Raw genomic sequence first — 23,255 nt, 5'->3', positions numbered from 1 at the left:
CATGCTTTGTTCTCTTCCCATCCATTTTGTGCGCATAGACCTTATTCGCCCAAACGAACGCCACCATCCCGAACATGCCGCGGCCTTGGCCGATACGATCATGCGCGAGCAGCTCTGGCGCATTCCGATTACGCTCGAACGCAACAGTTTGGCCGTCATGGACGGCCATCACCGCTTCGAGGCGGCGCGGCGGCTCAAGCTGAGCCATGTTCCGTGCCTGCTCCTCGACTACGAGCAGGTGGAGGTCATCGCCACGCAGCAGGGCTATATCGTTACCCCCCAGGAGATCGTGCGCCGCGCCCGGACCGGAGACTTATACCCACCCAAAACGACCCGCCATCGGTTTCCGTCGCCGCTACCCGTCTGCAACATTTCATTATGGCTGCTGCAAGACCGGGGCGCACCGCTTCCCTCGTCCGCAGTGCGATCCGTTGACCGGCATGCGGCAAAAATGATCAGGAAGTCCGCCGAACGGTGGATACCGTCCGGCTTTGCCACCCGGCCGGGCAACCCTCCCTAGCCGCGCCGTCACCGGCTGCGTACTTTGCATAAGCATCTTATTTTTCATACACATCAACCTAAAGAGGTATCCTCCATGCAATTTAATTTACCCACCTTAGCAAGCGGTCTTACGCTGGCGTTTTTGCTTCCCCAGGCCAACGCCGAGAGCCTAGACAAGGCCGAACCGGCCACGCAGCTTTCCACCGTGAATGTGGCCGCCGAGCAAAGCAAGAGCTTCAAGTCCAATGTCGTTCAGGTCGGCACATTCCGCGACATGGCGCCGCTCGACGTTCCGCAGACCAGCAACGTGGTCACCCGGGAGGTGCTCGATGCCCAAGCGGCGAGCACCCTGTTCGGCGCCTTGCGTAACACGGCCGGCGTTACCCGCGCGCAATTGAACGGTTCGACTTACGACAATATTTCGATTCGCGGCATTCTGGTGGAAAATCGCAGCAATTACCGGCTGAACGGATCATTGCCGGTCATCAATCTGATCGACATTCCGTTGGAGAACAAGGAACGCGTCGAAGTGCTCAAAGGCGCTTCGTCGCTTTATTACGGCTTTGTGCCGCCCTCCGGTATCGTCAACATGGTCACCAAACGCGCCGGCAAGAATCCAATTACCAATGTGTCGGTGCAGGCCAACCAATATGGCGGGACAAATGGACACATTGATGCGGCCAGGCGCTTTGGCGACCGGCAGCAATTCGGCGCGCGCGTCAACCTGCTCGGTGGCCGCGAGGACATCGGCATCGACAATTTTTCCGGCTACCGTGCGCTGACTTCGGGCGCTTTTGACTGGCTGGTCAACGATAAACTTTCGCTGAAATTCGATATTGAACATTACCGCAAAGAAGTCTCCGAGCAGGCGGGAATCCAGGTGCCTGCGGCAGTCAACGGCGTTATCACCTTGCCCGGCGTACCGGACGCGACCCGCAATCTCGCCGGCGAATGGCAGAAATACGACGCCGAAGCCACTAATCTGCTGCTGCGCGCCGATTATGCGATCAATGACGATTGGGCGTTGTTAGTCGAAGCCGGTAAAGCGGAAGTCCTGCGCGACCGTAATTTCTCGCAATTCCAAAACTATAATCTCGCCACCGGCCAAGGCACCCTGCGCACTTTCTTCCAGCGTGGAGCGGAGTGGAATAACGAGAATATTCGCGGCGAAGTGTTCGGCCGCTTTCCGGGCGAGTGGATCACGCATGAAGTGTCGCTGGGCGTTACCGGCAATGAGCGCAGTCAGGATCCCCGCTCCTCCTCCACGTTCGACGTGACGCAAAACCTGTACAACCCGGTTGACATCCCACAACGATCTCCGACCGCCCCATTCACTTCAAATTCATCGAAAATAACGGACCTGGGCGCGTATTTATCCGACCGCGTTTTGCTTGGCGAGAAATGGCAAGCCATGCTGGGAGTGCGCGGCAGCAACTATGAGAGCGTCGGAGCTACCTCGCGTTTTAAGGCGGACACTATCAATCCGTCGCTGGCGCTGACGTATAAGCCTCTTACCAACGTATCGATCTACGGCAGTTACATTGAAGGGGTTGAGGAAAGCGGGCAAGCGCCGGCCAACCGCGCCAATAATGGCGAGATATTGGCCCCGGCTGTGTCGGAGCAGAAGGAAGCCGGCGTGAAGGCGGAGCTTGGAAAAGGGATATTGCTGCAGGCGGCGTATTTCGACATCAAGCGCGCATCGACCACGGTAGACTCGGCCAATCGCTTTGTGCTGAACGGCATGGCGCAGTACAGGGGCGTGGAATTGTCGGCCTCCGGCGAAGTGACCCCGCAACTGTCGCTGATCGGGTCGGCCATGTTCATGAATGCCAAGCAGCTGAACGCCGCCAATACGGCAACCTTCGGCAAGACGCCCGATAACACGCCGGAGCAAACCGCCAGCCTGTTCGCCGAGTATCGCCTGCAAAGCGTGCCGGGACTGTCGCTCAGCAGCGGGGTACATTACGTGGGCAAGCGCCCGGTCAATAGTGAAAACCAGGCTTTCGTCGATGACTATGCGGTGTTGTCGTTAGGCGCGCGCTATGCGACCCGCATTGCGGGCAAGCTGACCACGGTTCAGGCGGTGCTCGACAATGCGACCAACAATAATTACTGGAGTGCCGCGGGTAACGGCTTGCTGGGGGTCGGCGCGCCGATTTCGCTAAAGCTCGCAGCCAAGGTCGAATTCTGACCGCCGCTGCCGTTGCGGTAGCTCGGGCTACCAAGGGCGGGTACATTTTGCATAAAGATTAAAGGCAAAAGGCGCGCCCTTTTGCCTTGCGCCTTACAAAGCAATCTGTTTAATCCGTATTGATCTCCGGCTGAATAATTATCATGATTTCTACCATCTAAAGGGAAAAAATAGCCATGAAATCTCCTGTTTTTCAATCCTGTCTCCCGGCCTTAGCAGTGCTATGTTCGCGTATTGCCCGGGCATCGGACAGACTGTGCCACTTTCGGCGAAAGCTGGTTTTTGCGCCGGCAAGGGAATCATGACCGCGCGCGGTTGGCGAGTGCGCCCTTTCCTTGCCAAAGTCCATCGCTATGCGGGCCTGGGCATGGCTTTGTTCTTGATTGTGAGCGGACTCACCGGGGCGTTGCTGGCTTTTTATCATGAGCTGGATCAGGCATTGAATCCCGGCCTGTTCCGTGTGCAGGAGCGCCGGACTGCGGCACTCGGGCCGGATGCGTTGGTTGCCGCCGTACAGAAGGCGTATCCGAATACCCAGGTCAGCTTTCTCGCGCTGCACCGCGCGGACCGGGAGAGTGTGCATGTGCGTTTGAGTCCGGGCAACCAATCCGCCGACGGCAAACCGAATGTGCCTGACATCGATGAGGTCTATCTCGATCCCTACGATGGGCGGATACTGGGCGGTCGCCAAACGGACGCATTGCGTGCGGACCGGATACACCTGATGCCCTTCCTCTATGGCCTGCACCGTTCGATGCACCTGCCGGAACGCTGGGGAGTCTGGTTGATGGGACTGGTGGCACTGACATGGATGTTCGATTGCTTGGTCGGGGTTTATTTGACGCTGCCAAGCTATCGGAACCCCAAAACATCGGCTTGCCGAACAGTAGGCTACTCGACCGAAAGGAATTGGCGGCAACGCTGGAAACCGGCCTGGCTAATCAAGCGCGGCGCCGGTGCTCCACGCCTCAATTTCGATTTACACCGTGCCGGCGGTTTGTGGCTTTGGGGCATGCTGTTCACGCTTGCCATGAGCGGCGCGTATTTCAACCTGGCTCAGGAAGTGTTCCGGCCCGTGGTGAGCCTGTTCGGCACGTTGAGCCCCAACCCGGTACAGGCGCTGCCCAAACGCTCCGGCGTACAGCCCGCGCCGCAACTGTCGTTCGAGGCCGCCATCGAACGCGCGCGAACCCTGTTGCCTGAGCAAGCGCGCGGTATGCAGCCCGACTTCGTCGGTTACATGCCGGCGCGGGGCGTTTATCGGGTAGGTTTTCAGGAGCAGGGACGCGGCGAATCGGCCTTCATCCTTGGCTTTGAACAGGTATTTGTCGATGCCGACACAGGTCAACTCAGAGGCCGGCGAGGCTACGGCAGCGGCACCCCGTCCGACAAGTTCCTCGCTTGGCAGTTTCCGCTGCATTCCGGTCAAGTTCTTGGCCTGCCGGGACGGATTGTTGTCTGCATTACCGGACTGGCGACGGTAATGTTATCGATAACCGGGGTGCTGATCTGGAATAGGAAGCGTAAATCAAGAGGCAGAGCGGCTCAGCCGGTCTCACGATGAAATCAAGACGGTGATAAAGCCTATAGGCCGGTATGTTAAAAAGCATACCGTGCTTTAAGCATAAAGACTGCCATTCCCCCCTCAACCATGCGTGTATTTCCCCTCGACAGCATAAGTATCTCCACAACTTTTTACATTATAAATACAATAAGTTATAAGTCGGCCTAGCTCCCTCTCCTGCTGGATAGGGCTGGGGTGAGGAGAATAAAAACAACCCTTTATATTCCCCTCATCCCAACCTTCTCCCTCAAGGGAGAAGGGGCTAGAACTTGTGTAGATACCTATGCCTCGACAGTTGGCTCACTGTATTTCATAAGATCGCATCATAAAAGCCATCGGGAAGAAGAAATTCATTTGACTTGTAAATAGGAATCGTTATCATTAACGTCAAATAAAACTTGATCCGGTTTTAACATGGAAAATAACTTGGTACACATAGCACTCTCGGTACATACATTAGCCTCACTCATTGAAAGCGAATGTATTCATGCAGTGGATTTTAAGTGCCTGGATATTGACTCGAAAAAAACGGTCTGGAAATTATTCCTATCCACTGTGAAATTAACGAAAAAAGAATAAAACCGGATATCAGGAGAATTACTATGTCTGAAAAAGATCAGCAAGAGACGTTATTAATGGCTATCGAATATTTGAAAACTCAATATGAAGCTCTGCAAAATCCTTGTATTGCCCTGCTCATTTCCCGATATTACCGCTTACTTGCAAATTTAAGTATTGCTAAAAACAAGCGGGGAAAGTACGTCAAATACTCAAGGCATTCCCAAAAAATGCAAAATCAGCTTAATGATTTTATTCAGCCTCATGAATGCAACTGATAAAGGAAAAACCGTGGAACAAAACCTGAATAGCATCGCAACGCTCATTAAAGAAAAAAAAACCGATGATTTATCGTTTATTAAATTACATTCCACCCTCTGCTTTTTAATGACACGATTTCATAAGGATCAATGTCCTAAGCTTGCCCACTTTATTGTCAGCCACATTCGTCTGGTAATTGAGCATCCTGATGTAGCCGGTTCTCCTGATTGCCGAACCCTATACTTGCAACTGCTGCAACAATGGCAAAACATAAGAGCGACTTTGTTGGAACAAAGGACAAATATTTCAACGGATAGAAAAACCGCCCATTAATTCACTGGTACTCAGTCAGTATTGATAAGTAATCGAGCTAAAGTTTTCCGGTATTTTGGAGTGCAAGCTCTGCTTGCCAAGCAGGCGCAGCCTGCACTCCAATTTGGCTGGGCTCGCTCGGGCTGACGGTGTTTTTTGTGCTGGACTCGCTATAACTGCCGCTACGCCAACATCACGAAAACGGGAACTGCGGCAACCAACGCGCTTTTGTGGTTTACGGATTTAATTCTTCAATATTTAATTTTTCAATCTCATCTCCAGCCAGCCAATAAGCTTTTGCCGCTTGTATAGCCAGCCAACCATCTCTATACAAAACAACAGGGGCTTTATATGAAACATCCATTCCAACGCAGGCAAGGACGCGCCAGTGCGGCATTGCTATTGGCGCTTGCCGGCGCACCGTTAGTCACGTTGGCCGATACCGCGGCAAGCAAGAAAATACCGCCGGCCAAGCCGAAAAACGAAACCGTGCTGCCGGAAGTCAAGACCAACGCAGCGCGGATATACCCCGGATCCCCTGACGATGTCGCGAGAACGGGCAGCAAGACCGATACGCCGTTGCGCGATATTCCGGCCAGCGTGGCGGTGGTGCCGGAAAAACTGCTCAAGGAACAGGCCGCCATCACCCTGAATGACGCCATGCGCAATGTCAGCAGCGTTCAGCCGCAAATGGCGGGCGGCTACGGTTATGCCAATAACTATACCTCGCGCGGTTTGAGTTTAAGCTTTTTACGCGACGATATGCCCGACGGGCCGTCCCAAAACGGCTATTACCGCACCCTGTATGACGTCGAGCGCATCGAAGTGTTAAAAGGCCCCGGCTCCGCACTGTTCGGCGCTGCGAACGGCGGCGGCAGCATTAACATGATCACCAAAAAGCCGCAAAAAAAGTTCAATGTATCGGGAGGCACAACGTTCGGCAGTTTCGGCACAGGCACCGGCTATCTCGATTTGACCGGGCCGATGCTGAACGATACGGCGGGCCGCTTAATCGTGAACGGCGAACACTCGGACGGCTTTCGCGGTTTAGGCCGCGACATTGTCGAAATTTCCCCGAGTCTGACCTGGAACATAGCCGATAATAAAACGCTGACCATTGATTTCGATCATCGCGATATCCAGGTTAAGCCGGACAATTTCGGCATCCTTTTCGACGCCAAAGGCAATCTTCCCGAGGTCTCCCGCGAAACCCGCTACTACACCCCGTTTAATAAAACAGACCAGCAAATCAACCGGGTCGGCGTCACCCACGACTGGACATTCTCCGACGCATTGAGCATGCGCACCGCAATGACCACTGAAAACCGTCAGCTGGACTTAATCAGAAACCTGTCCGCCACCGCCACGTTGGCGAACACCGTAACGGGGCGAAACGCGCGCAGACAAGCCGATGACGCTTCTTACACCACGTTCCAGAATGAGTTGACCTGGAAAACAAGCACCGGACCGATTGATCACACGATACTCGGCGGATTTGAATATAAAAATACCGACATCGACTCGAATGTCGATATTTATATGTTCCCCAATATCGCCAACTTGTTGAACCCGGTCGTATTGGAAACTTCGCTGGCAGGAAACACCAACTACCAGCTGTTCGACCGAAAAATGACCAGCGATACCGTGTCTTTCTACGGACAAGACCAGTTGGCGTTCGGCGAACATTGGAAACTGCGCGGCGGCGTCCGCCACGACATTATCAATTACGACGACAAAGGCTTTGAACGGACGGTTCAGAGTCTCGCGGGCATATCCAAATACCGTGAAATTAACGAAAGCAAGTCCTTCACCACCGGATCGATAGGCGGAGTATTTCAGCCGACCAAGAACCTGGCTTTTTACGCGGGCTATAGCGAAGGGGCATTCATCAACCTGGGTACAGAAAGCAAGGCCTACCCGACAGCGCCTGAAACCTCTTCACAGGTGGAAGTCGGCGCTAAAACCACGCTGCTGGACGGCAAGGTCGACTTGAATGCAGCGCTGTTCGATACCGAGCGCAGCGACTATTTCGTCACCTTGCCCGGCAACAACGGCCTGGCGACCCAGGACGGCAAAGACCGGTCCCAAGGCGTGGAAATGGATATTGGCGTCCACCCGCTCGCAGGCTGGAATATCACCGGCAATGCGGTATGGATGGACCCGGAAACGCTGTCTCGGGCCGTCGCCAGCAATGCGACTTTGGGCGTCAACAATCGCAGCATTTACGGCACTACCCCGACAGGCGTCAGCAAAGAAACATTCAGCATCTGGAACAATTATGAAATCCAGCAAGGGGCTGTCAAAGGCCTAAGCTTCGGCGTAGGCGTTACCCATAAAGGCGAGTCTTATGCGGATAACCTGAACTTGCTCAAAGTGCCGTCCTACACGACGGTCGACGCCGCAATCGCCTATCGCCAACCCCGCTGGGAAGCCGCGGTTAACCTGAAGAACCTGACCGATGAGAATTACTATACCAACCCGACATTTGTCGGCGCTCTGCCCGGCGACCCGCTTAGCGTTTACGGCAGCCTGCGTTTTAACTTTAACTAAAGCGGAGACCTGACATGCTGCAAGCATCTGAACTCACTAAAGCCTATAACGGCGTCATTGCCCTGAACAAACTGAACCTGACCGTCAACAGCGGCGAGATTTTCTGCCTGCTGGGCGCGAACGGCGCAGGCAAAACCACGACAATCAATTTGTTCCTGAATTTCGTGACGCCGACCGCCGGGCGGGCGCTGGTAAACGGTATCGACGTCAGCGCGGAACCGCTCGAGGTAAAGCGCCACATCGCCTATATTCCTGAAACGGTGATGCTTTACCCCAGCCTTTCCGGCCTGGAGAATCTTAACTATTTCACCACGCTCGCGCTCGGGCATAAGCGGCCCGAGCATGAATTGCTCAAGTTGCTCGCCGAAGCCGGGCTGGCGAAAGAGGCGGCGTTCAAACGCGTCTCCGGTTACTCGAAAGGCATGCGGCAAAAAGTCGGCATTGCGATTGCGATGGCGAAAAACGCCAAAGCATTGCTGCTCGACGAGCCGACCTCCGGCCTCGATCCGCAAGCGGCCAACGAATTCTCCAAACTGCTGGACCGGCTCAAGGCCGAGGGCGTGGCGATCCTGATGGCTACCCACGACCTGTTCCTGGCCAAGCAGGTCGGTACGCGCGTCGGCATCATGCAGCGCGGGATACTGGTCTCGACGATGACGACCGATGATCTGGGCCACGCCGATCTCGAACGTATTTATCTCGATATCGCCTCCTGCACCGATGCAGGAGGCGCGCCCCCAAGGACGGGGGAGGCAAAGCAACGCACGGAGCAGTTGCCGAGCGCCATGCAGGGAGCAGTTGCCGGACAAAAGGAGGCCCGATGAATACCGCCGCAACTGTTGCCGGCGGCAAAACCGGTGCCGGCGTTATCGATACCATTGCACGCAAGGAATTAGTTGAGCTGCTGCGCGATTCGCGTTTCTGGTGGACCGGCGGCATCATTCTGCTGCTGATGTTGATCGCTCTGTTTCTGGGCTGGCGGCAAATGCAGCGCGTTGACGGCGAGCACGCCGCGGCGCGCGCAGTGACTTATCAGCAATGGCTTGATCAGGGCGATAAAAATCCGCACCAGGCGGCCCATTTTGGGCAATACGCTTTCAAGCCGGTAAGTCCGTTGGCTTTCATCGATCCGGGCATCGATCAATTTGTCGGCTCGACGGTGTGGGTGGAAGCCCACAAACAAAACGAATTCAATTTCCGTCCGGCGCGGGATGCAACCTCGCTGCAACGCTTCGGCGAGCTGACCATGGCGTTCGTATTACAAATACTCGCGCCGCTGGTCATTGTGCTGCTCGGATTTTCCGCATTCACCGGCGAGCGCGAACGCGGCACCCTTCGGCAATTGTTGAGCATCGGCGTAAAGCCTACGCAATTGCTGATCGGCAAAGGCCTGGCGATTATCGCGGCCGTCGGCGCTTTACTGCTGCCGGTGGCGCTGCTCGGCTTTATCGCGCTGGGTTTTGTCGACGATCAACATGCGGACGCGAAAAATTTATACCTGCGGAGCACTTGGCTGATCCTGGGCTACGCAATTTATTTGACCGGGTTTATTGCATTGGCGTTGGGCGTATCGGCCGCCTCGTCGTCATCCCGCAAAGCGTTGATCGGGCTGCTCGCGTTTTGGGTAGTGAACGGTTTTATCGCGCCACGGGCCATGACGGATTTAGCCCGCATCGTCAGCCCGACGCCGACCAAGGCGGAATTCCAAAACGGCCTCAACGAAGCGCGCAAAGCGACTTTTGGTCACGATGAAACGCATCCCGCTTTCGCCGCTTTCCGCGATGAAGTATTTAAAAAGTACAACGTGACCCGCATTGAGGATTTGCCGGTCAGCTTTCGCGGCCTGACCTTACGCAAAGACGACGAGAACGGCTACCGCATTTACGACGAGCACTACGGCGCGCTCTGGGCCATCTATGCGCGCCAGGAACGTATCCGCGCGATCGCCGGGTTTGCGTTCCCGCTGGCCGCGCTCAGGCCGTTTTCGATGGGCTTGGCGGGCACCGATACCTTTCATCAAAACCGCTTCGCCACGGCTGCCGAACTGTACCGGCGGCAGATCCAGACCGCGATGAGCGAAGACCTGATTCAGCACCACAAAAACGGCGACAACAACTATGTATCGAACCGCCGGTTGTGGGAACAGATCCCGGAGCTGGAACACAAAATACCGGAAGCAAGAACCGCTATCGCCGAACAGAGCTTGAATCTGGGGATTTTATCGGCTTGGATGTTCGGGGCAATCGCTTTTGCGGTAACGGCTATGCGGCGCTTACGGCCATTATAAGGACTAGCAACAATGCACACATCACTGTATTTAAAAGAGATATTTAACTTTGAGCGCTCACTGTTCCGCGCCGACCGCCTGGATTTTTTTGTCGCATTGATTCTGGTTGCGGCAGTCGGTTACGCGTTTGTCAACGGCCAGTCATGGATCAACAAACAGCAGCAAGCCGTGCATGCGGCGCAAACCGAAGAGTCGGTGCGCCTGCAAGAGCTGAAAGACAAACTGGCCCGGATTGGTGCGGGCGGCCTTGCACCGGCCAAGGCGTTTGAAAATCCGGTCAACGCCTATTGGGTGGGCAATCGCCATGCGGCAAGCTATGCCGTGCTGCCGCCTACCGCATTCGCCGCGACCGCAATCGGCCAAAGCGATCTCAACCCGCCCTACGTCAAGGTATCCTCCGATAACAAAGAGTCGTTCGCCTTAAACGAGGAAATCGAAAACCCCGGCAATTTGCTGATCGGCAATTTCGATCTGGCTTTTGTCGTCGTGTTTTTATTGCCGCTGCTGATTATTGCGCTGTCGTACAACGTACTCTCCGCCGAGCACGAGCAGGGTACGCTGGCTGTCACAATGACAAACCCGGTGCCGCTTTGGGTTTTGATCGCCGGTAAACTCGGCTTTCGCGCGGCGCTTGTCTTCTCGCTGACTGCCGGCATGACGGTGATCTGCTTGCTGGCCATCGGTACCGATTTGTCGACGATGGATAGCTTGGTGCGGCTGGGCTGGTGGATGCTGCTGTTGCTGGCTTACATCCTGTTCTGGTTGACCCTGGCCGCGGCGGTCAACGTGCTGGCCAAATCATCCGCACAGAACGCGCTGATGTTGACGGGGCTGTGGATTGTGATTTTGCTGGTGTTGCCGAGCTTTATCAGCATCGCGGTCAACGTCGCCTACCCGGTTCCGTCCCGCGTCGCCATGGTAGGACAGATCCGCGCCGCACAAACCGATGCGAACCAGGAGTCCGACGCAACCGTTGCGCGTTTTGAGCAAGAGCATCCCGAAATGACCGCGAAACCGCTTGCAAAAGCCGATGACGTTGCGGCCATCAGGAAGCGGGTATTGGTGCAGCAAGCGGCGGCCGGCCGGATTAGCCAAATCATGGCGGGGTACGATAGGCAATTGGCGCGGCAACAGCGCGTCGTCGACAGTCTGCGCTTTTTATCGCCGGCGATTGTGATGCAGGAGGCGTTAAACGCCGTAGCCGGCACCGACAACAGCCGCTACCGGCATTTGTCTGAACAGGTCGATGCGTTTCACCGCGAATGGCAAGCGTTTTTCCTGCCGAAAGTGCTTGAGAACACGCCGCTCACACTCGAGGATTACCAACATTTTCCGCGCTTTGTCTATGCCGGTCCGGCCGCTTCCGAAACCAATATGCGTCTGCTCGGCGGGCTGCTCGGCTTGGTTGTCCCGATTGCTGTGCTATATTTGTTCAGCCTTCGCCGCATCCGGGATTATCCGATTACGGCATAACCAAGCTCAGGCATAAATGGGAAACCGCCGGAACCGACAGGCCGATTCCGGCGTTCCGACAAACGAAACAGAATAGGATAAATAATGGTGCAAACGCAAAGCCGGAACACAACATTCAGCCGGCAACCTAAACGCTTTCATTGGCTCAAATGGCTGCGCCGCATGCATGCCTGGGTCGGGCTGTGGGGTGCGGCGCTGGGTCTGTTGTTCGGCGTTAGCGGAATTTTGCTCAATCATCGCATGGTGATGAAGATTCCGGCAGCGCATATGGAACAGTCGCAAGTCGAACTGGCCTTGCCCGAGCCGCCTCCGGCCGATGCAAAAGCCCTGGCAGAATGGCTGCAAGTCCAATTAAACATCGGCCGGGAACCTCATAAAATTTCCACCGAACCGGCAAAAATCGTGACCTGGGGCGGACAAAGCTTCCGGCAGCCCGGCCAATGGCGGGTTGACTTCCACAATCCGCAGCATTCCGTTAACGCGGAATATTGGGTAGGGAATACTTATGTTTCGATAAGACATCAGGATGCCAACGCGTTCGCATTCATCACCCGCCTGCATAAGGGCGTCGGCATGGGGACCGGCTGGGTGCTGCTGGCCGATACGCTGGCCGGCGGATTGGTATTTCTTTCCCTGACCGGCCTGTTGTTGTGGACTAAGCTGCACGGCTCGCGTTTGGCTATGGCCGGGCTGGGGCTGGGCTCGCTTGGTCTGATGGTGTTTATTACGCTGAGCTCGCTATAACGGATGCTGCGCGAGTCGTATAGGCGGCTCCCATCCACCCGCCGCACTCCAAGATTCCGTTCCCACTTCGACAGGCTCAGGGCGAACGAAATCTTGGAACGCTCAAGCTTTGCGGGTCGCTGAAGTGTCAGAACAGCATGCCTGCGCCGGAGAGTTGGAACGACGGTGTTTTTCTTCGTGTCTTCGTGGTAAATATTTTTTAACCTGCTTGCCCCGATCCCAATCTCCATGCCGGTTTCTATTCAGGTACCGAAAAATCCATTTCGACCTTGCCCTCAACCAGTTTCAGGTTGGCTTCAAACTCCTTGCCTTTGCCGGATTTAAAGCCTTTTAACAGCCCGGTCTCGCCTTGGCTTAGCAGTTTTTTGGCCATCGCTGCGGTGATTTTTTTATGCGCAACAGTTTTCCAGATCGCCATTTTGCAGCCGTTGCGCCATTCGCTACAGCTGTAGGCTTTTGCGGTTTCAATGATTTTGCCGTTACACAGCGGGCAATCGGCAATGGCTTCTGTTACAACGGCCCGCTGCACCGGCTCGGCTTTGATATAACCTGTTTCGCCCTGTTTGCCCAGCGTCAGTTGGGCGTTGAACACCTCATCGCCCGGCTTGACCGCGTAATTGTGCAGGGTCCGGCCGGTTTGCAATAACTGGCAGGCCATGTCCCGGTTGACCGGCACGCCAAGCATTTCCTTCCATAACACGAACTTGCAACCGGCTTTCCAGTCGCTGCAACCGTAGCCTTTCCGGCCTTCGATTACCGGATGGCCGCATAAGGGGCAATCGCCGAGGCGGCTTTGATCGTACAGCGGCCGGTCCGATTGGTCTTTGATATTCCGGGTAAACTGGATGATTTCGGCCATGAACCGGTCGGGGTCGTACTCGTTGTGTTCTATTTTTTTGAGCTTGGCCTCCCATTCGCCGGTCATCGCCGCGGACTTCAGCCTGTCGTCGGCGATAATCGAGATCAGGCGCCGCCCGGATTCGGTGCTCAGCAAGTTCTTTTTTTGCCGCTGGATGTAGTTCCGCTTGATCAGCACCTCGATAATCGAGGCCCGGGTTGCGGGCGTGCCGAGCCCCTTTTCTTTCAACGCTTCCTTGAGTTGTTCGTCGTCGCAGGTTTTACCGGCCGATTCCATGATGCCGAGCAGACTCGCTTCGTTATAGGGTTTGGGCGGCGTGGTTTTGCCCTGAGTTATCGACGGCTGCTGCGGACCGGTTTCGCCTTTTACAAAATTGGGCAGGATTTTTTGCGTCCTATCGGCCTGATTTGCCGCATCGTTTTTATACAAGACCTGCCAGCCGGGCGATTCGATCATCGTACCGGTGGTTTTGAATTCGACTGTTGTAGCGGCGGCTCCAGATACCTCGCCTAACACGGTGGTGATTTGCTTGATGCAGGGCGGATAGAACGCCGCGATAAAGCGCAGCGCTATCGCCTCAAAGACTTTGGCTTCATTACCCGACAGCGCTCCAGGCAAGGCGGCCGTGGGGATGATCGCATGATGGTCGTTGACTTTCGCGTCATTGAACAGACGGCCGCTCAGCGTCAGTTTATCGAGGTCGAGCGGCTCAATCTGCTGCTCGAATTTAATGCGCAATTTCGTCAGCAAGGGCTTCATACCCGGCTTCATATCGTTGGTCAAATAACGGCTGTCGGTGCGCGGATAGGTGACGTGTTTTTTCTCGTATAGCTGTTGGGCGGCGCTTAAGGTTTGCTCGGCGGTCAGGCCGTGGCGGATGCTCATGTCTTTTTGCAGATCGGTCAAATCGTACAATAACGGCGGGCTGAGCGTTTCCTTCTTGCCCTTGACCCCGGTAATCTGGAAATCCTGGCCGGTAATTTGGTTTAACAGGGTTTCCGCGTCGGCTTTTCGGTCGAACCGCCCGCCGACATATTGAAAATCGGCATCCCGGTACAGGGTGTGCAACTCCCAAAAATCCTTGGCGACGAAATTGCTGATTTCCGCATCTTTTTGCACGATCAGCGCCAGCACCGGAGTTTGCACCCGGCCTATCGTCCATAAGCCGCCCTGCCCGCCGAACTTCAGGGTGTAAAGCCGCGTGGCGTTCAAGCCGACGATCCAGTCCGATTCGCTGCGGCATTTGGCCGCGCGATAAAGTCCGTCGTAGGCGTGGCCTTCCTGCAACGCTGCAAAACCCTTGCGTATCGCATCATCGGTTAGGGAGCTGATCCACAAGCGTTTAAACGGTTTTTGCATGCACCCGGACCAGGACAGGATGTACCTGAAAATCAGCTCTCCTTCCCGCCCCGCATCGGTTGCGCAGATGATTTCGTCGGCGGCCTTGAACAAGCGCTTGATGGTGTTCAGCTGTTTTTGCGCTTGAGCATCGCCCCTGGCTTTTAAGCCGAATTGCTCGGGAATGATCGGCAGCGATTCCAACGACCAGCGTTTCCAGGCCTTGTTATATTCATCGGGCTCTTTCAATTCGACCAGATGGCCGAACGCCCAGGTGATTTGATAGCCGTCGCCCTCGAAATAACCGTCGCGCTTGTTGCCGATGTTCAGGCATTTGGCTATGTCGCGGGCGACTGAGGGTTTTTCGGTCAGGATGACTTTCATGAGAATATCGTTCCCACTTTCCGGCATAGGAACGAGTAAAGATTATCACCACGAACGACTGCACGGATGCAGGAGGTACGACCCCACGGACGGGGGAGGTAGAATCGCGTCTGGAACAGCGATCGAGAGCAACGCATGGAGCAGTTGCCGAGACACGAAGGACACGAAGTTTTATTTCTTCGAGCTCTTCGTGTCTTCGTGGTGAATAAACGCTTTTCAGTCGCTTGGGGCCACAATCTCATTATTTAATAATCTTGTAACACGGCACATATTTCTTCCCCGGCAATTTCATCCGGTGCTGCTCAACGAACGAGGCCAGCAGGGAATCCATCAACGCCATGATCTCCGTATCGCCGCGAATCTCGAAATGACCGTATTGTTCGATAGCGCGTATACCGTCGTCCTTTACGTTGCCAGCCACGATGCCGGAAAACGCACGGCGCAGGTTGGCGGCTAGCAGGTGGCTGTCCTGCTCTTTGTTCAAGGCCAGGTTTCTCATGTTGTCATGGGTCGGTATAAACGGCTGTTGAAACGGGACGTCGACCTTCAGCAACCAGTTGAAATAGTAGGCGTCGCCCTTTTCTTTGCGGAACTGGCGCACCTGCTGGATGCCCGCCTGCATTTCCCTGGCGACCTCCACCGGATCGTTGATAATGATTTTGTAACGCTGCCGTGCGGATTCGCCCAAGGTGCCGGCAATAAACCGGTCGATTTCCTTAAAGTAATCCTCTGAACTGTCGAGCCCGGTGAATACCAGCGGAAACGGCATGTCCTTGTTATCGGGGTGCAGCAAGACGCCCAATATGTAGAGTATTTCCTCAGCCGTGCCCGCGCCGCCGGGAAACACCACGATGCCGTGCCCGGTGCGGACAAAAGCCTCCAGGCGTTTTTCAATATCCGGCAGAATCACCAGCTCGTTGACGATCGGGTTAGGCGATTCGGCCGCAATAATGCCGGGTTCCGTTATCCCGAGATACTGGCCGTTTTTTATCCGCTGCTTGGCGTGACCGATGGTGGCGCCTTTCATCGGGCCTTTCATTGCGCCCGGTCCGCAGCCGGTGCAAATATCCAAGCCGCGCAGCCCCAGCTCGTAACCGACGATCTTGCTGTAATCATATTCTTTACGGCTGATTGAATGCCCGCCCCAACACACGACCAGCTTTGGCGGAGTCATCGGTCGCAAAATATTGGCGTTGCGCAGGATGTGGAACACGGCGCTGCTGACGCCGTCCGAGCTGTCCAGATCAATCTTCGGGTTATCGGTAATCTCGTCGCTGACATAAATAATGTCGCGCAGCACCGTGAACAAATGTTCATTGATACCTTTGATCATTTTGCCGTCGACAAAGGCATGGGCCGGGGCGGCCTTGATATCCAGCTTAATGCCGCGCTGTTCCTGGACTACGCGTATCTCAAAATCGGGATAGCGTTCCAACAATTCCTTGCCGTCATCCAAGGTGCTGCCGCAATTCAATACGGCGAGCGAGCAATTGCGAAACAGCCGGTACAGTCCGCCTTGGCTGGTATCCAACAGCTTGCTTACTTCGGCCTTGGACAGTACATCCAGACGGCCTTCGGGAATGATGATTGCGTCAATTACGGGGTATTTCATGATGTTCCTAAATAGTTATGTCCGTGCGCTTCCCGGCTGTATTCAGCGGAGACAACACACCCGTTTTTATTCATTCGGCATTCAGCGGTCTATCGATACTCTTTAGCACAGGCCAACTATCGCGGACTATAGAAATGAATTCAATCGCTAAAAGAATGCTGTTCGCCGCTTTTGCGCTGCTGCCCTGCGCTTGCGCCCATTATGCGTATTATCCGGGCCATAGCGCTTACAGCAGCGGTTACACCATTATGCACAGAAACGACTACGGCGAAAGACCGGACTATTATGATAACGGCTATCGGCGCTTTCCACATCCTCCCCATCACGATCAGCACAATATCCGGCCCCATCGCCCCCCAGCTGATTCGGGAGATCGTCGGCCGGGCCAGAATTATGATCATCCCTTTAACGACGGAAACAATTACCGTCATGACTTTGACCGCAGGAATCGTTATTAACGCTTTACCGATCAATAAACGTCTTGCCCGAAACAGCGCCGTCTAAATTTTCAATGGCTATACTGGAGATTAGCCTCTATAATGCTGATCCTAAGTAGATAGCATTTCGCACAAACTCGAAACGTCTGCTTAGGTTTTGCATGTTATTCAGCACTTTTCAGAAATTCCATTCGCTTTTCTCTTCAAAATTGCCCAGCATGATTTGCAATCAAACTTTTTTCATTGATTTATATAGGTAATTTTATGGCAACAGGTACTGTTAAGTGGTTCAACGAAGCAAAAGGTTTCGGTTTTATTTCTCCTAGCGACGGCAGCGCAGACGTGTTTGTACACTTTTCCGCAATCGCAAGCGACGGCGGTTACCGTACCTTGGCTGAAGGCCAAGCCGTTAAGTACGATGTAGAATCAGGCCCTAAAGGCCCACAAGCGTCACAAGTAAGCGCGGCTTAAAACCGCTTTACTTTTCAATACCCGGCCCCGCCGTCGACACGATGCGGGGTCGTGGCACAACCGATTAACCCGGACCATCAACTCACCCCCTAATTTAGGACATGTCTTTTGAAACGAATTTTTGTAGGAAACTTACCTAGCGAAGCCACTGAAGAAACTGTACAGGCTTTATTTTCCGAATACGGAAAAGTCCGCTCCATTCAACTTGTTTCCGATATATTTAGCGGAAAATGCCGGGGCTTCGGCTTTATCGGAATGGAGGGCCACGAAGCAAGAGCCGCGATAGCCGGTCTTGACGGCAATCTGTATTGCGGAAAACCTTTAAAGGTTAAATTTGAAGATACGACTGCCGGTAAAAATGGCAGACGCCATTGAAACATTAACGGCATAGTCCCACTCTCCCCGATTACTCAACGGCCTTAGCCGCAGCATGACGCGGGATTATCGCTGAACTATCTGGGCGACCAGCTTTTCCGGTCGCCCCCAATGCCGGACAACAACGGCCGCATCCTTTTCTCTTTAAGCACACCGCAGAATTGCATGCTGCTTTTATCGTTAGATAGCCCCGCTTTGCCTGAATATTCGTTATATCCAACGTAATAATCCATAGCCCTGTTTGAAGAAATAAAGCTTGACAGCCCATCGCCGCCAAACCGTTTTTCCACAGATGCGGACAATACACTTTTATTTCAGCGGCATAGCCGAAAAACCTCATTCCAACTGTAAAAACGCCACTTACAAAGCCCGTTTTAACGCGCTAAGTCATTGATATTTTATTACATATCCAAAACAGCCGAGCACTGGCTACAATTTGAACGATCTAACAAAAAAGCTTAAGAAGTGAATAGTTAGGAGATTTATTTTCAGCTTATGCACAGAGTTATCCACAGAAAATGTGGATAACTCCGAACTGTAACACGGCCTTCTTTAGCCGCCGGTTCACGTTGCAAACATCCGGCTAAGAGCCCATGCCGATGCTTTATTCCTGCTTATCATTCACCAAATCGTAGGTGATATCCGGGTTAAATCCCATCGGCCAGTAAATGGCCGCGAACGGCGGCCAGAATATTGAAACGGTGCGGAATTTCGTTCTCAGTTTGCCTTCTTTAACAACCTTGCCGTCTTTTTGCAGGCTGTAAGGTATGCCGCCTCCAGGCGGCACGCCCGCCGCAGTCCAGAAAAACGGTTTGGTGGTGACTTTGCCGTCGGCTTTGATGTCTACCGGCTCCGGCCTTTTATAGATATACAGATCGGCGCCGGGTGGAACTTTGAAGGTGCCGGTCGTGGTGCAGCCTGTGACCATGAGCAGTACAGCCAAGGCTAAACATATTTTTCTTATCATTGTCGTTCTCCAGGTTGAGTGGGATTAACTATCCCAACGCTTAAAAATCAAAGAAGTATTGATACCCCCGAAAGCAAAATTGTTACTCATCACATAGTCGCAATCGCATTTCCGGAAATCCTCTTTGATATAATCCAGCCGGGCGCACTCAGGGTCAACGTTGTCAAGATTGGCCGTGGCATGAAACCAGCCTTCATTCATCATGTTGACCGCCACCCAGGCTTCCAGCGCGCCGCAAGCGCCCAGGGTGTGGCCGGTAAAGCTTTTCAGTGCGCTGATCGGCGTCTTACCGCCGAATACCGCCGATGTCGCATGGCTTTCGGCGACATCGCCGTGACTGGTCGCCGTGCCGTGCGCACTGATGTATCCGATTGAGGATGCTTCAAGCTGCGCATCCTGCAAAGCCAGACGCATCGCAACCTGCATGCTGCCGCTGTCAGGCTGGGTGACATGCAGGCCGTCCGCATTGCAGCCGAAACCCGCCACTTCGGCATGAATACGGGCGCCGCGCGCCAAGGCATGTTCCAGCTCTTCCAGTATCAAAGTGCCTGCACCCTCGCCGATGACCAGACCGTCCCGGTCGCGATCGAAAGGCCGGGGACTCTTGTCAGGCGTGTCGTTGCGAAGACTGGTTGCAAACAAGGTATCGAATACGGCGGCCTGAATCGGCGAAAGCTCTTCCGCTCCTCCGGCCACCATCAGTTTTTGCCGGCCGAATTTTATCGCCTCATAGGCGTAGCCGATACCCTGGCTGCCCGAGGTGCAGGCGCTTGAGGTTGTATAAATCCTGCCGTTGATGCCGAAAAAAAGACTGATGTTAACCGGTGCGGTATGGCTCATCATCCTGATATACGAGGTGGCATTCAAACCGCCGGTGGCGTGGTTGAGCAGCATATTGCCGAACTCGGCGATCGCATCCGGGCTGCCCGATGAACTGCCGTAGGCAATGCCCATCTGCCCGCTGCTAAGGCAGGCGTCATCCAACAAACCGGCATCGATCAGTGCCAATTCGGTTGCGCGGGTTGCCATTAAGGCTACGCGTCCCATGCTGCGAACCTGCTTGCGCGAATAATGCTCAGGTCTAGTGAATTCGGCGGGTCCGCCCAAGCGGGTATTCAAGCCTTGATACTTGTCCCAGTCCGGCATGGTTTGGATGCCGGTAGAGTTGTTTTTAAGGCGCTCGGCAACTTGATTCCAGTCGTTACCTATCGGCGAAATCCCTGCCATGCCGGTCACCACCACGCGTTTCAACATAAGCCACCGTTGACGGAAATAACCTGCCGGGTCACATAGGCCGCATCTTCGGACATTAAAAAAGCCACGACGGCGGCGACTTCTTTGGGTCTGCCCACCCTGCGCGCCGGAATCATTTTCTTGATTTCATCGCTAGGCAACTCGCTGACCATATCGGTCTCGATCAGGCCCGGCGCGACGCAATTGACGGTGATGTCGCGCTTTGCCAATTCCAGCGCCAGCGCCTTGGTCGCACCGATAATACCGGCTTTTGCCGCACTGTAATTGACCTGGCCGCGGTTACCCATTAAACCGGAAACCGAAGACAAGGTAACGATACGCCCCGGCCTGCGCCGCCTGACCATCGGCATCACCACCGGCTGCAAGACATTGTAGAAACCGTCCAGATTGCTGTGTATCACACTGTCCCACTGTTCGCCGGTCAGCGACGGGAAAGCGTTATCGGCGGTGATGCCCGCGTTGCAGACCACACCGTAATAAGCGCCGTGGTTTTCAATATCCTGATTGATCTGTTCGCTGCATTGCTCGCGGTCGGCAATGTCGAACTGCAAAATCCGGGCGTCCCGGCCCAATCGTTCGACTTCGGCTTTGACTTCCTCGGCCTGCGCACGCTGGCTGCGGCAATGGATGACCAAATCAAAGCCCTGTTTAGCCAGATATAACGCAATGGCTTTGCCGATACCCCGGCTGGAGCCGGTTACTAAAACAGTTTTGTTCATTTTGTACTCGTGTGTTGTTTCAATACTTCATTCTCGTTCCTACGCGCTGCGCTCATTTTTAATTCCGGCTGGCGTTAGGCGGAAAACAAGCCACTATCCAGACCTTCCAGGTTTTAAAAACCTGGAAGGTCTAACTCGCAACGTTTTCGACAGATGACACATACTGGCTCATGCGTTGTTCAACGGAGGCTGATAAACATTCAGGTTAGCCGTAACTTCCACACCCTTCCCCTGAATCCGGCAATTAAAAACCCCTAAATTATCATCCTGCATGATTTTTTCCACCTTTATCGTCAACGCTGAACCAACCTTAAATGCGGCAACGTTACTGTGATAACGCCGGGTTCCCAACAAAAATCCCAGCCGTATCGGCTCACCGGCCTGTGTCGCCATCATGCCGGCATAGGCGGCTATCGTCTGGGCCATGTATTCAATACCGGCCCAGGCAGGGACGGATTCATCATCGCCCAACAAACCATCGGCGCGCACGACAAGTTCGGCCGTCAGGCCCTGATCGTCATAGTCGATAATACGATCCAGCAACACCATGCTGCCACTATGCGGGATCAGGTCGGCTACATCGTTCATGCCCGCCCCAACACAATAGACACATTATTGCCGCCAAACGCAAACGAATTGCTTTGGCAGGTGTTGATCCTGCGTCCCAACGCCCCGCCTTTTTTAACCAGATTCAGCGCCGGTAACGCTGGATCCGTCTCGTCATCGTTAATATTCGGTATCAGCGCGCCTTGCTGATCGGCACTGGTCAGCAACAGCCAACAAAAGGCCAACTCCAATGCGGCGGCAGCGCCCAGCGTATGCCCGGTCATGCCCTTGCTGGAACTCGCCGCCACCTTTGATCCGAATAACGTATTAACGGCCTTGCCTTCCATCGCATCGTTCAATAATGTCGCCGTTCCGTGCAGATTCAGGTAATCGATCTCGGCCGGTGTTTTGCCCGCATCGTCCAGTGCAATCCGCATGGCCCCGATCACGTCGGTTGCGTCCGGGTCCGGTGCGGCAAAATGATAGGCGTCGCTGCTTGCGCCTATGCCTTGCAATATGACCGGGCCGGGTTCCGTACTCAACACAAACAGGCTGGCCGCTTCGCCGATATTGATGCCGTCTCGGTGCAGGCCGAACGGCTTGCACAAGCCGCCGCTGATCGATTCCAGCGCGGCAAAACCGTTAACGGTCAAACCGCACAAGCTGTCCGCCCCGCCCACGATGACCGCATCGCATAAGCCCTGCCGGATTAAGCGCCGCGCCGACGCAAACGCCTTGCCGCTGGAAGAACAGGCCGTGGAAATCGTGTAGGCAGGGCCTTGCACGCCCAGGAAATCGGCCAGAAAATCCGCCCCTGCGCCCATTTGCTGCTGCTTGTAATGATACTCTTTTGGCAATGAGCCGTGATCCGCCAAATAATCCAAAGCCAGCTCGGTGTTGCGCACCCCCGACGTACTGGTACCCAGTACAATGCCGATGCGATCGGCACCGAACCGGGCAATCATGTCGCCGACCGTCTGTTCGATCTGGCTTAATGCCGCCAGCAGCAGGCGATTGTTCCGGCAGTTGTACATGCGGTAACGCTCCGCAATCTCAGGCAGCTCGGAACTCACAGCGCCGACCACACAGCGGGTCCCGAACTCGTCGCTTGCTGATAATCCCGACCGGTCACCGGCCAGCAGGCGCTTTAATACCTCGGCCTTGCTATTGCCGACCGCGCATAACAGGCCTAGATCATTCAGGTATAAGGTCATAACTTAGCGTTTTAATGTTCAAGCGGTAATTGTACTGAAAATTGACCAGTTCGACGGTTTTGGGCCACACAGGATCCGGTGATAAATAATTAACTTCGACTTGTTTTTTATTCCCGACCGTTAAAATTCGTTTGTTCTGAGCAGCTTCCAATCGCCATCCGGCCGGAAGTTTTTTTTGCAGCTCGGCTATCGGCCAATAAACCAGTTGCAGATCGGAAATGATAAATTCCGGGGCGACCGAGTCCGGCAATAATGGGCTTTTATCGGAGACCACAGTGTTGCCGTCGTAGCTCAAATTGAACAGGCTCAAGCCGTCGTTACTGAGTCCGGCCATCGCGATATGTTTCGCGTCCAGCTCCAGAACCGCCAACAGGGACTCCTGCCGATCGGCCCACACCGCGTTGATTTGCTGCACTATCCGTCTGGCCGGGCCTAAAGGTTGCGCGATCGGCATCAGCTCAGGTTTAGCGGTAACTGGCTCCGGCGGTATCAGCGCACAGCCGGACAGCCATAGTAAAAAAATACATATTCCGCTGGTTCCCAAGGCCCAGCTTGGGAACCCAGGTAACGAAGATCTCGGCAACCGCTCCTGCGTTGCTCTACCTCCTGCATCCATGCAAGTCGCTGCTTCGCGAGAC

The 23,255-nt window shown here is 54.5% G+C and carries 22 protein-coding genes; 13 read left to right on the top strand and 9 right to left on the bottom strand.

What is annotated here, in order from left to right:
• Position 1 precedes the first annotated feature (1 nt).
• The 5 genes from V3O24_RS16080 (at position 2) to V3O24_RS16060 (ending at position 5,408) form a co-directional block, all read left to right on the top strand.
• A complete protein-coding gene (locus V3O24_RS16080) occupies positions 2-520 on the top strand; it encodes a ParB N-terminal domain-containing protein (RefSeq protein ID WP_331307999.1) in 519 nt (172 codons plus the stop codon).
• Positions 521-595: 75 nt separating this feature from the next.
• Positions 596-2,692, top strand: a complete 2,097-nt coding sequence (locus tag V3O24_RS16075) for a TonB-dependent siderophore receptor (protein WP_331307998.1) — start codon at positions 596-598, stop codon at positions 2,690-2,692.
• Positions 2,693-2,993: 301 nt separating this feature from the next.
• A complete protein-coding gene (locus V3O24_RS16070; RefSeq protein WP_331307997.1) occupies positions 2,994-4,256 on the top strand; it encodes a PepSY-associated TM helix domain-containing protein in 1,263 nt (420 codons plus the stop codon).
• A gap of 602 nt (positions 4,257-4,858) precedes the next feature.
• Positions 4,859-5,092 (top strand): hypothetical protein, encoded by a 234-nt coding sequence (locus V3O24_RS16065; protein WP_331307996.1) that lies wholly within the window; start codon positions 4,859-4,861, stop codon positions 5,090-5,092.
• A gap of 13 nt (positions 5,093-5,105) precedes the next feature.
• Entirely contained in the window at positions 5,106-5,408 is a 303-nt protein-coding gene (locus V3O24_RS16060; protein WP_146083299.1) for a hypothetical protein, read from the top strand.
• A 214-nt stretch (positions 5,409-5,622) separates the two neighbouring features.
• Here V3O24_RS16060 and V3O24_RS16055 read toward each other — a convergent pair whose 3' ends face one another.
• Positions 5,623-5,751: a hypothetical protein gene (locus V3O24_RS16055; RefSeq protein WP_331307995.1), complete on the bottom strand. Its 129-nt coding sequence runs from the start codon at positions 5,749-5,751 to the stop codon at positions 5,623-5,625.
• On the opposite strand from V3O24_RS16055, the gene V3O24_RS16050 reads away from it, so the two are divergent.
• From V3O24_RS16050 to V3O24_RS16030, 5 genes are all read left to right on the top strand, one after another.
• Positions 5,739-7,937 (top strand): TonB-dependent siderophore receptor, encoded by a 2,199-nt coding sequence (locus V3O24_RS16050; protein ID WP_331307994.1) that lies wholly within the window; start codon positions 5,739-5,741, stop codon positions 7,935-7,937. The genes V3O24_RS16055 and V3O24_RS16050 overlap by 13 nt on opposite strands.
• A 14-nt stretch (positions 7,938-7,951) precedes the next feature.
• Positions 7,952-8,761 (top strand): ABC transporter ATP-binding protein, encoded by an 810-nt coding sequence (locus V3O24_RS16045; protein WP_331307993.1) that lies wholly within the window; start codon positions 7,952-7,954, stop codon positions 8,759-8,761.
• On the top strand, positions 8,758-10,224 hold the full coding sequence (locus tag V3O24_RS16040) for a DUF3526 domain-containing protein (RefSeq protein ID WP_331307992.1): 1,467 nt from the start codon (positions 8,758-8,760) through the stop codon (positions 10,222-10,224). The genes V3O24_RS16045 and V3O24_RS16040 overlap by 4 nt, the downstream gene beginning before the upstream one ends.
• A 12-nt stretch (positions 10,225-10,236) precedes the next feature.
• Positions 10,237-11,697 (top strand): DUF3526 domain-containing protein, encoded by a 1,461-nt coding sequence (locus V3O24_RS16035; RefSeq protein ID WP_331307991.1) that lies wholly within the window; start codon positions 10,237-10,239, stop codon positions 11,695-11,697.
• An 84-nt stretch (positions 11,698-11,781) separates the two neighbouring features.
• A complete protein-coding gene (locus V3O24_RS16030; protein WP_331307990.1) occupies positions 11,782-12,441 on the top strand; it encodes a PepSY-associated TM helix domain-containing protein in 660 nt (219 codons plus the stop codon).
• Positions 12,442-12,679: 238 nt separating this feature from the next.
• Here V3O24_RS16030 and V3O24_RS16025 read toward each other — a convergent pair whose 3' ends face one another.
• Together V3O24_RS16025 and ppnN are read right to left on the bottom strand one after the other, a co-directional pair.
• On the bottom strand, positions 12,680-15,022 hold the full coding sequence (locus tag V3O24_RS16025; protein ID WP_331307989.1) for a DNA topoisomerase 3: 2,343 nt from the start codon (positions 15,020-15,022) through the stop codon (positions 12,680-12,682).
• 241 nt (positions 15,023-15,263) lie between these two features.
• Positions 15,264-16,634, bottom strand: a complete 1,371-nt coding sequence (ppnN, locus tag V3O24_RS16020) for a nucleotide 5'-monophosphate nucleosidase PpnN (protein ID WP_331307988.1) — start codon at positions 16,632-16,634, stop codon at positions 15,264-15,266.
• A gap of 201 nt (positions 16,635-16,835) precedes the next feature.
• Here ppnN and V3O24_RS16015 point away from each other — a divergent pair, with 201 nt between their 5' ends.
• The 3 genes from V3O24_RS16015 (at position 16,836) to V3O24_RS16005 (ending at position 17,917) form a co-directional block, all read left to right on the top strand.
• A complete protein-coding gene (locus V3O24_RS16015; protein ID WP_331307987.1) occupies positions 16,836-17,138 on the top strand; it encodes a hypothetical protein in 303 nt (100 codons plus the stop codon).
• A gap of 197 nt (positions 17,139-17,335) precedes the next feature.
• The gene (locus V3O24_RS16010) at positions 17,336-17,542 is read left to right on the top strand and encodes a cold-shock protein (protein WP_006892427.1); all 207 of its coding nucleotides are present in this window, start codon (positions 17,336-17,338) and stop codon (positions 17,540-17,542) included.
• Between the two features lie 108 nt (positions 17,543-17,650).
• Positions 17,651-17,917, top strand: a complete 267-nt coding sequence (locus V3O24_RS16005; RefSeq protein WP_104422356.1) for an RNA-binding protein — start codon at positions 17,651-17,653, stop codon at positions 17,915-17,917.
• A gap of 604 nt (positions 17,918-18,521) precedes the next feature.
• Here the strand turns inward: V3O24_RS16005 and V3O24_RS16000 are convergent.
• The 6 genes from V3O24_RS16000 to V3O24_RS15975 form a co-directional block, all read right to left on the bottom strand.
• Entirely contained in the window at positions 18,522-18,884 is a 363-nt protein-coding gene (locus V3O24_RS16000; RefSeq protein ID WP_104422354.1) for a hypothetical protein, read from the bottom strand.
• 24 nt (positions 18,885-18,908) lie between these two features.
• Positions 18,909-20,138 carry a beta-ketoacyl-ACP synthase gene (locus V3O24_RS15995; RefSeq protein WP_331307986.1) on the bottom strand — a complete coding sequence of 410 codons (1,230 nt, stop codon included), beginning with the start codon at positions 20,136-20,138 and terminating at the stop codon, positions 18,909-18,911.
• Positions 20,132-20,857: a 3-oxoacyl-ACP reductase FabG gene (gene fabG / locus V3O24_RS15990; RefSeq protein WP_331307985.1), complete on the bottom strand. Its 726-nt coding sequence runs from the start codon at positions 20,855-20,857 to the stop codon at positions 20,132-20,134. Before fabG ends, V3O24_RS15995 begins: the two co-directional genes overlap by 7 nt.
• Before the next feature lie 168 nt (positions 20,858-21,025).
• Complete coding sequence (locus V3O24_RS15985) at positions 21,026-21,445, bottom strand: hotdog family protein (RefSeq protein WP_331307984.1); 420 nt, start codon at positions 21,443-21,445, stop codon at positions 21,026-21,028.
• On the bottom strand, positions 21,442-22,617 hold the full coding sequence (locus V3O24_RS15980) for a beta-ketoacyl-ACP synthase (protein ID WP_331307983.1): 1,176 nt from the start codon (positions 22,615-22,617) through the stop codon (positions 21,442-21,444). Before V3O24_RS15980 ends, V3O24_RS15985 begins: the two co-directional genes overlap by 4 nt.
• A complete protein-coding gene (locus tag V3O24_RS15975) occupies positions 22,598-23,071 on the bottom strand; it encodes a DUF3261 domain-containing protein (RefSeq protein ID WP_331307982.1) in 474 nt (157 codons plus the stop codon). Before V3O24_RS15975 ends, V3O24_RS15980 begins: the two co-directional genes overlap by 20 nt.
• Positions 23,072-23,255 lie beyond the last annotated feature (184 nt).

The organism is Methylobacter sp. Wu8 (assembly GCF_036440755.1).
In the GTDB taxonomy this organism is placed as follows: Bacteria; Pseudomonadota; Gammaproteobacteria; order Methylococcales; family Methylomonadaceae; genus Methylobacter_A; species Methylobacter_A tundripaludum_A.
Note: the sequence above shows the minus strand (reverse complement) of the source record. Positions and strands in the feature narration are given on the sequence as shown.